This is a genomic window from Kitasatospora sp. NPDC032757, from assembly GCF_055579305.1.
Genome location: NZ_JBVINN010000014.1, coordinates 113,246 through 126,855 on the forward strand (window position 1 = coordinate 113,246; position 13,610 = coordinate 126,855).

The window sequence follows — 13,610 nt, forward strand, 5'->3', positions numbered from 1 at the left end:
CTGCTGCTGCCACTCGGCAAGGGTAGAGCCTCGGCGCCCGGTGCGAACCGCCCGTGGCTTGGGCATTTGCGACGATTTCACCGGGTGACGGCAGGGGTACGCCGCGTCGGCGGGCGTGAAGGCGGGGTGAAGAGGTCCCCGGCGTGCTGCGGGGGCGCCCGGAAGCGGCCCTAGGATGGCGGCCGGTCCGCTACGGGGAGGTACGGGGATGGCCAGCGGCAGCAGTACAGGCGGGTCCGGAGGCGGCAAGTTCGTCATCAAGCCGTGGGAACTGCACGGCGAGGGGCGGGAGTTCGAGAAGATCTCGCAGGACTTCGGGAAGGCCGCCGCCACCCTGGAGCAGGCGCTCGCCGCGCTCGGCAGCCCGTGGGGGCTGGACAAGCCGGGCAGCGGGTTCGCCGCCGTCTACAAGGACGCGCACGGCGGGCTGCTCGGCGGCCTGCGCGGGCTGGCCGGCCGGCTCGGCCAGGTCGGCTCCGGGCTGCACACCATGGCCGAGCGGACCGCGGACGCGGACACCTCGGCCGCGACGGGGTTCGGCGGCGGGGCGGGGCCCGGCGCGGCGGTGCCGGGCGGGAGGCCGGGCGCAACCCCGGCGGGCGGGAAGACCGTCCCCAAGGACATGTCGGCCTGACCTCCGGCCCGTCCGGCCGGTGCGGCCGATGGCCCGCACGGCGAAGTCCGCAGTTCGAAGACCGCACGTCGAAGGGGGAGGCACGTGTCCCGGAAACTGCCCGAGGAGCTGGCGCCGGTACTGGCCAGGACCGGTCACCAGTGGCCGCAGGCCGACGAGGACGGGCTGCGCAAGGCAGCCGGACTCTGGCGCGAGTTCGGCACCGAGGCCGAGCGCCTCGGCAAGCGCGGCGGGGACTCCGCCAAGCGCGTCGCCGGGGACAACTCCGGCCGCGCGGTGGAGGCCTTCGAGGCGTACTGGCAGGCGTTCAGCGGGAGCGGCAAGGGCCACCTGGACGACGCCCACTCCGCCACCGGCCTGATCGCCGGCGCCTTCGACAAGGCCGCCCGGGCCGTCGACAGCTGCAAGGGCGACATCGTCGCCACCCTCACCGAGCTGGCCGCCGAGCTGAAGAAGGCCGAGGAGCAGGCGGCCAAGGCCAAGGAGGCCGCGGCCGCGATCGCCGCCGCCACCCAGACCACCCAGAGCGGGGGCAGCGCCCCCGGCGGCGTCTTCGGGGGGCTCCGGCAGGGCGTCAACGCCATCGCGACCGGGGTGCAGAACGCCGCCACCGAGAAGGTCGCCGAGGTGACGGCGGCGCTCGCCGTCGAGGCCGCGAAGCTGAAGATCGGCGGGCTGCTGGACGAACTCGGCCGGGCCATGAAGGACGGGCTGAGCGGCACGCTCAAGGAGCCCGCCGTGGTCGCCATGCTGCGCCTCGGGCCGGACGGGGGCCCCGGCGGCGTCCGCCCGGCCTCGTACACCACCGGCCCCGGCGGCGCGTTCGACCCGCTGGCCGCCGGCCTGCCCGCCGCGCTCGGCGAGCCCGGCGTGCTCGGCGCGGGCGGCGCCGGCCTGGCGGTGGTGGTCGGCGAGGACGGCAAGCCGGTGATCGGCGAGGACGGCAAGCCGGTCGTCGGCGTCCCCGGGCTCGCGGTCAAGCTGGACGAGACCGGCCGGCCGGTGCTGGACGAGCTGGGCAACCCGGTCATCGTCCGGGCCGACGGCACGCCGGTCGCCGACCCGAGCGGCCTGCTCGTCGTCCGGGGCGCGGACGGCAGGCCGGTGGTCGGGGTGGAGGACCTCACGGTCAAGGTCGACGAGCACGGGCGGCCGGTGCTCGGCAAGGACGGCCGGCCGGTGCTGACCGACAAGGACGGCAAGGAGGTCGTCGTCCCGCTGTCCGACCTTGCGGGGGGCGGCAAGGGGAACGGCCACGGGCTCGACGGCAAGCCGGGCGGCCCGCTCGCCGACGGGCCGGGGGCCGTGCTGCCCGGCGCGCCGGGCGCTCCCGTGGCACCCGGGACGGGGGTGACCGGGGCCGGGCCGGACGATCTGGTGATCATGGCCGGGGCCGACGGCAACGGGCACGGCCGTGGCGGCGGGCCGGGCTCCTCGGGTGGCCCCGGCGCGGACGCCGCCGCCGACGGCGGCCGGGCGCCGGTGCGGACCGGCCCGGTGACCGGTGGCGGCGACTGGTCGCCGCCACCCGCCCGCCCCGACACCCCGGACCGGCCGGCCTCCCCGGCGCACCACGGCGGCGGGGGCGGCGGCCCGGCCGAGGGGGACTACAACCTGGCGCCGGCCACCCCGGCCGCGGCCTCGCACGCCTCCGGCGGCGGGCCCGTCACCGTGCGGACCGACTCCGTGCTCGCCCCGCCCGCGCCGTCGGCGCCCGCCTCGTACCCGTCGTACACGCCGGGGCCGGACGCGCCGTCGGGCGGCGGCGCCTCGCACGGCAGCTCGTACGGCGGCACCTCCTACAACGGCCCGTTCAACGTGCCGGTCGGGGCCGGACCGGCCGCGGGCCCGACCGGCCCCGGCCCGCTCGGCGGCGGGTCGGCCGGCTACAGCGGTGGCTACGGCGGCGGCTACAGCGCCGCCCCGCCGGCGGCCGGGCACGGCACGGCACCGTTCGGCGGCGGCGTCGCCGGTCCGCCGGCCGGCGGCGCCCACCCCGGTGCGCCGGTACCGGCCGGGCCCGCCGGCGTGGTCGGCGTCCCGGTCGGCACGGGCAGCCCGGTGCCCGGCGGGTCCGCGGCGCCCGGCGCCTCCGGGCAGCACGCCCCCGGCGAGGCCCGGCCCGGCGCCGGGCCGGGGGGCGGCCCGCGCGCCGCCACCGGCACCCCGCACCCCGTCACCACACCGGGCCCGCTGATCGTGCCGCCGCCCCCGGGCGCCCCGCCGGTCGCCGGCCCCGGCGCCGGGCGCCCCGAGTTCCACCCGGGCGACCAGCGGCGCCGCCCCGACGGCTCCCCGGCCGAGGGCCAGACCGGGCTCGACTGGGCCGCCGTGCCCGTCGCCACCGCCCACGCGATGGCCCTTCAGCTCGCCCTGCGGGGGAGGCGCGGCACCGCCCCCGACGAGCTCGTCCTCCGGCTGCGGACCATCGCCGACAGCCGCCCCTACGGCCTGCCCGGCGGCCTCGGCCCCGTCGACCCGGAGCACCAGCGGGAGATCGAACGCCGCGCGCCCCGGGACGCCGACGGCCTGCCGCTGCGTCACCCCGACCCGGCGGCCGGCGGCTGGGCCGAGGTCGTCAACGACGGCGGGCACCGCGAGCCCGGCCGGGCCAACAACAGCCTGGAGATCGCCCTCTCCGCCGTCGACACCTTCACCGGCCGCCCGACCTGCGCGGCCCCGCGCATCCCCACCGAGGGCGACGCGGGCGAACGCGGCGGGCGGGACCGCGCCGAACGGGAACTCGGCGCACCCTTCCGCGACCTCGGCGACGGCGGAACGGCCTTCGGCCGGCTTGCCGGCGAGCTGCGGCGGGCCGGCCACGGCGCCCAGGCCGTGCTGCTCACCCTGGACGGCTTCGGCCGCCCGCACGCCTGGAACGCCGTCAACCACGAGGACACCGTGACCTACCTCGACCACCAGGTCGGCCGCCAGGGCCACGCCCCCCTGCACGACGCCGCCCACGGCCTCTGGGCCATCGCCCTCGACCCCGACGGCCGCCCCCTCGACCTCGCCGCCCGCCGCCCCGACTTCGCCACGGCCCAGGCCTCGTGACGTCCCGTCCGTCCGCCCGGCGCCGTCCCCCCGGGCGGGGGCCGGGCCGGCCGGTGCGCCGGCGGCGCGTGGGATCCTGGCAGGTGGCCGGTGGGGGGCCGGAGGCCGGACCGGCGCTCCGGTGCCCGCCGTCCGGTCCGTCCGTCCGTGCTCGCGCCCATGCAAGGAGCTCCACCACGTGACCACCCGCGCGCAGGCGATCGAGGCCGCCCACCGCTGGATCAACGGCGAGCTGCCGAGGGCTTCGGCCGACGGTTCGACCGGGAGCCGACGGGTGCACTCGCACGAGTTCGAGCTGGGCTGGGTGGTCTGGGCCGAGCCGTCGCCGGCCCGGGTCGACCCGCTGACGGGGGAGCGGCGGGCTCCCGAGGAGGTGGGGGCGGCCTGTGCGGTGGTGGACCGGGAGACCGGGCGGTTCACCGTCTGGCCGTCGGTGCCGGTGGACGCGGTGGTCGCGCTCTACCGGGACTTCCTCGGTGCGGGCGCCCACGACCCGGCTCGGCCGCCGGCCACCGGCCGGGGCACCCGGGCCGAGCTGACCTACCGGGACGACCTGGGCGAGGTGCGCTCGCTGGCGCTGCGTTCGGCGCCCGGCCTGCCGCACCCGGCGCTGCGCGGCTGGTGGTGGCTGCGCGAGCAGGGCGTGCGGGCCGAGCACATGCTGTCCGTCCACACCGACCTGCGGCTGAGCGCGCTGCCCGGCGGCTACTCGGCGTACGCGCTGGCGGCCGAGCTGCCGGACGTCCGGGTGGGCTTCGACCTGCCGTACGGGCCGTACTTCGACCACCGTGCGTCGGCCGTCCGCGCCCTGCCGCCCGAGGCGCCCGGGGGGCCCGGGGGGCCCGGGGGGCCCGGGGAGGGTGCGCCGGCCCGCAACCGGGTGCCGTTCCCGCGCGCCCTGCCGCCGGTGCCCGCCGAGCCGGACGGGGTGCTGGCGGCCCGGCTGGTGGAACGGTTCGGCGCCGGCGGCGTCCAGCGGTTCGACCCGGCGGACGTCGCCCGGGCGGACCTGCCGGAGGCCTCCGCCCGCGTCCTGCTGACGGTCGGCGTGCCGGTGGCGGTCGAGGGCTTCTTCGCGCTGCACCACCCCCGGCCGGACGCGATCGCGGACGGCACCCGGCCCGGTACGGTGCTGCCGCCGCTGGCCGGCCACCTGGCGGAGATCGGCCGCGGCACCCGGGTGGCTGAGCGGGAGCGCCTGGCCCTGGCCCCGCAGCTGCTGCTGGGCACGGACGGCTGGGCACTGATCACGGTGGACACCGCCTGCGGCGCCGTCCGGGCGGTCGACCCCGACTACGCCACCGCCCGGCACTGCAACGACGGGCCGGCGTCCTTCGTCCGCTGCCTGGCGCTGTTCGCCGAGCGGCTGCCCGGCCTGCGCGGGCTCGACCCGTTGGCCGCCGGGGCCGCCGTCGACGCCTTGCAGCGCGGGTTGGCGGCGATCGACCCGACCGTCTTCGACGACCCGGAGAACTGGTGGGCCGTCATAGTCGAGCAGCTCTGGGACGGCCTGCTGTGACGGCGGAGGCGGGCGCGTGCGTCCGGGCGATCTGTGGTGCGCCGCGGCCGGGCGTCCCGGGGAGCGGGCGCACCCTGAGGGGAGCCGACCGTACTGTCGGATTGTCAGATCATCTTGACGATTCCTGGCCGACCTCCGACGATCCCCCCGGACGCCCGCCTCCACCGCGGCGTCCGCAACAGAGCTGGAGCCCCGCCGCCGTGACCACGTCGCCCCGCGCCGCCCGCACGGCCGTGCTCGCCGCCCTCGCGGTGCTGGCCGCCGCCTGCGCCTCCGACCCCGGGCTGCGCGCCCGCCCGGCCGCCGCTCAGCCGGTCTGCGCCCCGCCGGTGGTGATCGGCCACCGGGGCGCGCCGCTGGACGCCCCCGAGAACACCATGGCCTCCTTCGAGAAGGCCCTCCAGCAGGGCGCCGACTGGCTGGAGACCGACGTCCAGACCACCCGGGACGGCGTTCCGGTGCTGATGCACGACGCCACCGTGGACCGCACCACCAACGGCAAGGGCGCGATCGCCGACCTGACCTCCGCCCAGCTCGCCGAGCTGCGGGTGACCGTCGGCCCCGGCCCGGCCGAACCGGTACCGACCCTGGAGGAGTTGCTGAGGCGGCTGGCCGGCACCGGCGTCCCGCTGCTGATGGAGCTCAAGTGGCAGCGCGCCGAGGACGTCGCCCGGATCGCCGGGATCGCGGCCGGCAGCGGCGCCCGGGCCTTCCTGTACTCGTTCTCCGCCGAGCACCTGCGCCAGGCCCACGCCGCCGCCCCCGGCCTGCCGGTGGTCCTCATCCAGAGCGCCGGCATCGCCGAGGACCCGGGCGGCCTGCCGCTGCACGGCATCGCCCTCGACGCCACGCTGGCCACCGCCTCCCGGATCGCCGCCGAGCACGGGGCCGGCCGCGAGGTCTACGTCTGGACACTGGACGACGAGGAGTCCTGGCAGCTGATGACCGAGCGGGACGCCGACGGCCTGATCACCGACACCCCCGCCCGGGCCCGCCGTTGGGCGGACGCCGACTGCCGCGCCGGGAGCCCGGAGGCCGCCCCGCGACGCGCCCGCGTGCACTGAGCCGGGGCCCTCCGGCCGACCGGCCCGGACCAGCACCAATACCGCCGTGCCAGGTCTGCCCCGGGGCAGGATCGCGTAGCGTGGAGAGTTATGCGACTCGGTGTGCTCGACGTAGGTTCCAACACGGTCCACTTCCTCGTGGTGGACGCCCATCCCGGGGCCGCCCCGCTGCCCGCCTACTCCCACAAGGCCGAGCTGCGGCTGGCCGAACTCCTCGACGGGCAGGGCGCGATAAGCGGACCGGGCGTCGACAAACTGGTCGGCATGGTCGCCTCCTCGCTGCGGGTCGCCGAGGACAAGGGCGTCGTCGACATCCTGCCGTTCGCCACCTCCGCCGTCCGGGAGGCCGCCAACGGCGAGGAGGTGCTCCGCCGGGTCGCCGAGGAGACCGGCGTCGAGCTGCGGGTGCTCTCCGGGCAGGACGAGGCCCGGCTCACCTTCCTGGCCGTCCGTCGCTGGTTCGGCTGGTCCTCCGGCCGGCTGCTCAACCTCGACATCGGCGGCGGCTCGCTGGAGATCGCCTGCGGGCTGGACGAGCAGCCCGACGTCGCCTGCTCGCTGCCGCTCGGCGCCGGCCGCCTCACCGGCCGCTGGCTGCCCGGCGACGTCGCCGACCCGGAGGATCTGCGCGGCCTCAGACGCCACATCCGGGCCGAGATGGCCGCGGTGGTCGGCGAGATCGCCCGGCTCGGCGCGCCGGACCACGCCGTCGCCACGTCCAAGACCTTCAAGCAGCTCGCCCGGATGACCGGCGCCGCCCCCGCCGACGCCGGCCCCTACGCGGACAGGCGGCTCACCCGCAGCAACCTCTCCGCCTGGCTGCCCCGGCTCTCCGCGATGACCGTCGCCGAACGGGCGCAGATCCCCGGTGTCTCCGAGGGCCGCGCCAAGCAGCTGCTGGCCGGCGCGCTGGTCGCCGACGCCGCGATGGACCTCTTCGGCCTGGACGAGCTGGACGTCTGCCCGTGGGCGCTGCGCGAGGGCATCATCCTGCGCCGCCTGGACACCATGGACAGCCCCACCGACCGCCGCCGTCCCGCCCTCACCACCTGAGGGCCGTCCGGACCGACCCCGAGGGCCCTGCTCCCCGTTCCGGGCGCGGTCCGCTTACGCTGTCTCCCGTGGCGCAAGCAGCGGGCGAGGACGGGACGCAGGAGGGCCGCGCACCCGGGGACGGGCAGCCGCGGCCGGACGCCCCGCGCCGCACGCGCCCGGCCGGCGGGGAGGGCCCCGCGGAGGGCCCGGACGGGACGGCCGGCCGCTCCCGCAAGCTCGGCAAGGCGGTGAAGGGCGTCCGGGCGGCCAAGGCGGCGACCGCAGCCAAGACCGCGGCGGCGGCGAAGAAGGCCGCCGGCGGGGTCGACCGGAAGGCCGCGGAGAGGGCCGGACGGAAAGCCACCCGGAGCGCCGCACCGCAGAGCGCGCAGGACACCCCGGAGAAGGACACCCGGGAGGAGGCCACCCCGGCCGGGCCGGCGAGGAAGCCGGCGAGGAAGCAGGCGAGGAAGGCCCCCGCGGCCAAGGCGCCCACCGCCCAGGCGCCCCGTGAGACGCGGACCGCACGCGCCGCCGGCGCCGCCAAGGCCGCCGTGCAGTCGGTGAAGTCCGTCAAGGCCGCCCGGCAGGCCGCCGGCCGGACCGCCCCGCTGCTGCGCACCACCGACCGTCTGGTGCTGCCCCCGCACCCGGCCCTGCACATCCCCGACACCAAGGTCGCCCTCTCCACCGCCTCCGTCTACCCGGCCGGCACCGCCATCGCCTTCGAACTGGCCGCCAAGCTGGGCTACGACGGGGTCGAGGTGATGGTCTGGAACGACCCGGTCAGCCAGGACATCGAGGCGCTGCGCAGGCTCTCCGACGTCCACCGGATGCCGATCCTGGCCGTGCACGCGCCCTGCCTGCTGATCACCCAGCGGGTCTGGACCACCGACCCGTGGACCAAGCTGGTCCGGGCCCGGGCCGCGGCCGAGAAGCTCGGCGCGAGCGCCGTCGTCGTCCACCCGCCGTTCCGCTGGCAGCGCCAGTACGCCCGCGAGTTCGTCGAGGGCATCAACCGGATGGCGGGTGAGACCGACGTCCGCTTCGCCGTCGAGAACATGTACCCGTGGCGCTACCGCGACCGCGAGATGCTCGCCTACGCCCCCGGCTGGGACGTCACCGAGGAGGAGTACCGGCACTTCACCATCGACCTCTCGCACGCCGCCACCTCCCGGATCGACGCCCTCGCCATGGTCGAGCGGATGGGCGGCCGGCTGGCCCACATCCACCTGGCCGACGGCAGCGGCTCCGGCAAGGACGAGCACCTGATCCCCGGCCGCGGAAAGCAGCCCTGTGCCGAGCTGCTGGAGCACCTGGCCCGCACCGGCTTCGACGGCCACGTGGTGCTGGAGGTCAACACCCGGCGCTCGGCCTCCCCCGCCGAACGCGAGGCCGACCTCGCCGAGGCGCTCGCCTTCACCCGGCTCCACCTGGCCACCCCGGCCCGGGTACGATGACCGCGAACTGCCGTACGGAGGGGGAGAGATGACGGAAGCGGCGGATTTCCGGGAGCTGGCCAAGTCCTTCGGCGGGGTGGCCGCCGAGTACGACCGGGCGCGGCCCTCGTACCCGGACGAGCTGTTCGACGAGCTGGAGCGCCTGGCCGGCCGTCCGCTGAAGGGCGCCCGGGTGCTGGACGTCGGCGCGGGTACCGGTATCGCCACCCGGCGGCTGGCCGGCCGCGGCGCCGACGTCATCGGCGTCGAGCCCAACGACGGCATGGGCGCCCAGTTCCTGGCCTCCTCGCCGGCCCTGCCGCTGGTCAAGGGCGGCGGCGACGAGCTGCCCTTCCACGACCACTCGGCCGACTTCGTCACCTACGCCCAGGCCTTCCACTGGACCCACCCGGAGCGCTCCGTCCCCGAGGCGATCCGCGTGCTGCGGCCCGGTGGCGCCCTGGCCACCTGGTGGAACGTGAAGGACAGCAGCGTCGGCTGGGTGCGCGCCATGGGCGAGCGGCTCGCCGTCGCCCTGCAGGAGCGGTACCACGGCTACGGCGCGGTCAACGAGATCGCCGGCCACCTCGCCCCGTACGACCTGCGGATCGGCAGCGCCGTGCTGCGCTGGGAGCGCCGGGTCACGGTGGACCACGTGCTCACCGACCTCACCTCCCGCTCCTACCTCGCCTCTCTCACCCCCGAGCAGCGCGCCCCGCTGCTCGCCGTCGAGCGCGAGGCCCTGCTGGCGGAGTTCCCGGACGGCTGGGTGACCGAGCCGTACGTGCTGGACCTGACCGTGGCGCGCACGCGCGGCTGACCGCATCGCGGACGTGGCGTCCACCGCCCGGACGGCGGGCGTAGTCTCGGAAGACACAGCGGCCGCCGCACCCTCCCTACCGGCGGCGCCGCCGGCCTCCGAAGGAGTGGAGCACAGTGCCCGAGCTGAAGTCCCGTACGGTCACCCACGGTCGCAACATGGCAGGCGCCCGGGCGCTTCTCCGGGCCGCCGGCGTAGCCCGCGAGGACTTCGGCAAGCCGATCATCGCGGTCGCCAACTCCTTCACCGAGTTCGTCCCCGGCCACACCCACCTGCAGCCGGTCGGCCGGATCGTCTCCGAGGCGATCAAGCAGGCGGGCGGCATCCCGCGCGAGTTCAACACCATCGCGGTGGACGACGGCATCGCGATGGGCCACGGCGGCATGCTCTACTCGCTGCCCTCGCGCGACCTGATCGCCGACTCCGTGGAGTACATGGTCAACGCGCACTGCGCCGACGCCCTGATCTGCATCTCCAACTGCGACAAGATCACCCCCGGCATGCTGATGGCGGCGCTGCGCCTCGACATCCCGACCGTCTTCGTCTCCGGCGGTCCGATGGAGGCCGGCAAGGCCACCCTGGTCGACGGCACCGTGCGCAAGCTCGACCTGGTCGACGCGATCTCCCAGGCGGTGAACGAGAACGTCTCCGACGAGGACATCGCGATCATCGAGGAGAACGCCTGTCCGACCTGCGGGTCCTGCTCGGGCATGTTCACCGCCAACTCGATGAACTGCCTCACCGAGGCGATCGGCCTCTCGCTGCCCGGCAACGGCTCGGTGCTCGCCACCCACACCGCCCGCAGGGCGCTGTACGAGCGGGCCGGCCGGACCGTCGTCGAGATCACCAAGCGCCACTACCACCAGGACGACTACTCCGTCCTGCCGCGCTCGATCGCCACCCGCGCCGCCTTCGAGAACGCCATGGCCCTCGACATCGCCATGGGCGGCTCGACCAACACCATCCTGCACCTGCTCGCCGCCGCCCAGGAGGCCGAGCTGGACTTCGACATGCGGGCCATCGACGCCATCTCCCGCAAGGTGCCCTGCCTCTCCAAGGTCGCGCCCAACGGCTCGTACTACATGGAGGACGTGCACCGGGCCGGCGGCATCCCCGCCATCCTCGGCGAGCTCTACCGCGGCGGACAGCTCAACGAGGACGTGCACACCGTCCACGCCGACTCGCTCGCCGAGTGGCTGAAGACCTGGGACGTCCGCGGCGGCTCGCCGTCCGCCGAGGCCGTCGAGCTCTGGCACGCCGCCCCCGGCTGCGTCCGCTCCGCCGAGGCGTTCTCGCAGTCCGAGCGCTGGGAGTCGCTGGACACCGACGCGGCCAAGGGCTGCATCCGCAGCGTCGAGCACGCCTACTCCGTCGAGGGCGGCCTCGCCGTGCTGTACGGCAACCTCGCCGAGGACGGCTGCATCGTGAAGACCGCCGGCGTGGACGAGTCGATCTGGACCTTCAGCGGCCCGGCCGTCGTGGTCGAGTCCCAGGAGGACGCCGTCGATGCGATCCTCACCAAGCGGGTCAAGGAGGGCGACGTCGTCGTCATCCGTTACGAGGGCCCCAGGGGCGGCCCCGGCATGCAGGAGATGCTCTACCCGACCTCGTTCCTGAAGGGCCGCGGCCTCGGCAAGGCCTGCGCGCTGGTCACCGACGGCCGCTTCTCCGGCGGCACCTCGGGCCTCTCGATCGGCCACGCCTCCCCGGAGGCCGCGTCGGGCGGCACCATCGCCCTGGTCGAGGACGGCGACATCATCGCCATCGACATCCCCGGCCGGAAGATCTCCCTGGAGGTCTCCTTCGAGGAGCTCCACGAGCGCCGGCTGAAGCTGGAGGCCGAGGGCGGCTACCGGCCGAAGAACCGCGACCGCCAGGTCAGCCAGGCCCTGCGCGCCTATGCCGCGATGGCCACCTCGGCCGACAAGGGCGCCGTCCGCGACGTCTCCAAGCTCGGCTGACGCACCGCGCACCCGCCTGACACCCCGCGCACGGCACCGCGCACCACGAGGAGCCGTTCCGCCCGGCGGACGGCTCCTCCGCGTTCCCGCGGCACCGGGTGATAATCGGCCGTGTGACCGAGCACTCCACCCCCGCCCCCAAGCCCGCCGGCGCCCCCGAGCCGGAGCCGATCCGCTGGTTCGGCACCAGCTGGGTCGGCCGTGGCAGCGACTACTGGACGCGCCGGGTCGTCGTGCCGGTCGGCGCCCTGCTGGCGACCGCTGCCGTGGCCCTCGTCCTGCGCCTCGCCGTCGACGGCGTCCGGCTCTCCGACAACGGGGGCTTCGTCAACGGGCTGCTGCTCGCCGCCCTCGCGATCTGCTCCTGCCTCTCCGGCCTGCGCAACTGGAAGCTGCTCACCGAGGGCAGGGACCAGCTGACCGGCTGGATGGCCGAGGAGAAGTCGCTCGGCGCGGTCTGGATGATCGGCGGAGCCGGCGCGCTGTTCGCCTACTTCCTGCGCAGCCTCACCGAGGCGCCCGGCGAGGCGGTCAAGCGGGCCGGGTACGAGCGGGCCGCCGCCGCCCACGGGCGCCGCCAGGCCGGCCGCAGCGGCCGGCCCGACGCCAAGGCGCCGGGCCGGGGCAAGCGCAAGCGCTGACGGCGGTCAGCTGCGGCTGACCGTGCCGCAGTCCTCGTGGTCCGTCAGGTCCTTGGAGCGGTCGTACGGGTCGCTGGTCGGCCCGCTCTGATTCGGCTGCGGCCGGGCGAACTGGTTGAACTGCGGGTGGAGGTAGCCGTCGTAGACGTCGCAGGCCGAGTTGCCGGACTCCGAGCGGCTCCTGCCGAAGTTGATCTTCTTCGGGTCGTTCCGGTACTTGCCCGGGTCGTAGAACCGGAAGTCCTCGATCTTCCGCACCACGGTGCGGGCGGTCCAGGTGTCCCCGGCGACGTCGGCCGCCGGCACCAGCAGGCCCACCGGCTTGGCCGTCCCGTCACCCTTGGCCGTCCCGTCGCCCTTGGGAGCGGGAGCCGCCGACTGCGACGGGGTGCCCGTCGTGGGGCGCCGGGAGGCGGCCAGCTGCGCGGCCTCCGGCCCCGGGCGCAGGGCGTAGACGTAGGTGAAGTCGGTGTGCACCACGACTCCCTTCTCGCCGTCGCCCTCGACGCTGATCCGGCCCTGCAGCCTGACCGTGTCGGTCACCGGGACCGCCTCGCGCGGATCGAAGCGGCTGAACGACCCGGTGGGGTCGTTCTCCTTCGACGGGTGGGCCAGTGCGGCCTCGATTTCGTCCCTGGTCTCCCGTTCGAGCATCGCCAGCGCCGCGTCCGGCCGCCCGCCCGCGAGCACCTTCGGATCCAGGTTGGCCGCCGCCAGGTACGCCTTCACCAGCTTGACCTGGGCGGCCACCTGCTCGGCGCTGAACACCCCGATCGCGCCGGGGGCCTGCGGCAGCTCGAAGGCGTCCAGCGTGGTCGGCCAGCCCTCGGCGGGCGAGCCGGCCCACGGGTGGTCCACGGTCGGCTGCTGCGCGTCGGCGGCCGGCGGTGCGGTGGTCGGCCTCGCCGTCTCCGGGGGCGCGGACGGCGCGGGGGAGGAGCCGCTGTCGCTGCCGTAGTGCTCGGAGTACCAGCTCCGCAGGGCGTTCAGGTTCAGTGCCGCGAGCAGCACGGTGATCGTCAGCACCACGTAGAGCGGCGTGCGCCACTCCAGCCGGCGGCGCGGGCGGGGGCCGCCCCAGGGGTCGACCGGCTTCGGGGCGCGGCCGAACCGCCTCCCCTTCGACGGGCCGTCGTTCACCGAGCGGCGGCCGCCGGGGTCGACCGGAGGGGTGTGCTTCCACTGGGCGGCGAGCATCCGGGTGCGACCCGACTGCTCCTTCACGGCAGCGCCCTTGACGAACTCCTCGTCCAGGACGAGGTCGTCGAACGGGTCCTTCCCGCCCGCCCCGGACGGGTCCGCCCCGTCCGGGCTCCGGCCCTCGGACGGGCGCGGTTCTGGATCTTCGGCTATCGGCATCGCGCCAGTATGCCGACGGGGTGTGACGGTTCTTCGATCGGGTCCGCACCTTGTGGTGAACTCGTGTGCGGCGTGCGGGAATCG

The 13,610-nt window shown here is 76.0% G+C and carries 10 protein-coding genes; 9 read left to right on the forward strand and 1 reads right to left on the reverse strand.

Features of this window, described 5'->3' with window-relative positions; genetic code table 11:
* The first annotated feature begins 208 nt into the window (after window positions 1-208).
* The 9 genes from ACZ5WK_RS18305 to ACZ5WK_RS18345 all read left to right on the forward strand — a co-directional run bounded on the left by ACZ5WK_RS18305 (window position 209) and on the right by ACZ5WK_RS18345 (window position 12,167).
* Complete coding sequence (locus tag ACZ5WK_RS18305; RefSeq protein ID WP_396321875.1) at window positions 209-634, forward strand: hypothetical protein; 426 nt, start codon at window positions 209-211, stop codon at window positions 632-634.
* A gap of 84 nt (window positions 635-718) precedes the next feature.
* Window positions 719-3,688 carry a toxin glutamine deamidase domain-containing protein gene (locus ACZ5WK_RS18310; protein ID WP_465548427.1) on the forward strand — a complete coding sequence of 990 codons (2,970 nt, stop codon included), beginning with the start codon at window positions 719-721 and terminating at the stop codon, window positions 3,686-3,688.
* Window positions 3,689-3,866: 178 nt separating this feature from the next.
* Window positions 3,867-5,207: an SUKH-4 family immunity protein gene (locus ACZ5WK_RS18315; RefSeq protein WP_465548428.1), complete on the forward strand. Its 1,341-nt coding sequence runs from the start codon at window positions 3,867-3,869 to the stop codon at window positions 5,205-5,207.
* A 200-nt stretch (window positions 5,208-5,407) separates the two neighbouring features.
* On the forward strand, window positions 5,408-6,271 hold the full coding sequence (locus tag ACZ5WK_RS18320) for a glycerophosphodiester phosphodiesterase (protein WP_465548429.1): 864 nt from the start codon (window positions 5,408-5,410) through the stop codon (window positions 6,269-6,271).
* A 90-nt stretch (window positions 6,272-6,361) separates the two neighbouring features.
* Window positions 6,362-7,324 carry a Ppx/GppA family phosphatase gene (locus ACZ5WK_RS18325; RefSeq protein WP_396321871.1) on the forward strand — a complete coding sequence of 321 codons (963 nt, stop codon included), beginning with the start codon at window positions 6,362-6,364 and terminating at the stop codon, window positions 7,322-7,324.
* A gap of 614 nt (window positions 7,325-7,938) precedes the next feature.
* Window positions 7,939-8,766, forward strand: a complete 828-nt coding sequence (locus ACZ5WK_RS18330) for a sugar phosphate isomerase/epimerase family protein (RefSeq protein ID WP_396322069.1) — start codon at window positions 7,939-7,941, stop codon at window positions 8,764-8,766.
* A gap of 28 nt (window positions 8,767-8,794) precedes the next feature.
* Entirely contained in the window at window positions 8,795-9,565 is a 771-nt protein-coding gene (locus tag ACZ5WK_RS18335) for a class I SAM-dependent methyltransferase (protein ID WP_465548430.1), read from the forward strand.
* Window positions 9,566-9,681: 116 nt separating this feature from the next.
* Complete coding sequence (gene ilvD, locus ACZ5WK_RS18340; protein WP_465548431.1) at window positions 9,682-11,526, forward strand: dihydroxy-acid dehydratase; 1,845 nt, start codon at window positions 9,682-9,684, stop codon at window positions 11,524-11,526.
* A 113-nt stretch (window positions 11,527-11,639) separates the two neighbouring features.
* Window positions 11,640-12,167, forward strand: coding sequence for an EamA/RhaT family transporter (locus tag ACZ5WK_RS18345; RefSeq protein WP_465548432.1), 528 nt, complete (start codon window positions 11,640-11,642; stop codon window positions 12,165-12,167).
* Window positions 12,168-12,173: 6 nt separating this feature from the next.
* Here ACZ5WK_RS18345 and ACZ5WK_RS18350 read toward each other — a convergent pair whose 3' ends face one another.
* Window positions 12,174-13,526, reverse strand: a complete 1,353-nt coding sequence (locus ACZ5WK_RS18350) for an SCO2583/SCO2584 N-terminal domain-containing protein (RefSeq protein WP_465548433.1) — start codon at window positions 13,524-13,526, stop codon at window positions 12,174-12,176.
* Between the last annotated feature and the right edge of the window lie 84 nt (window positions 13,527-13,610).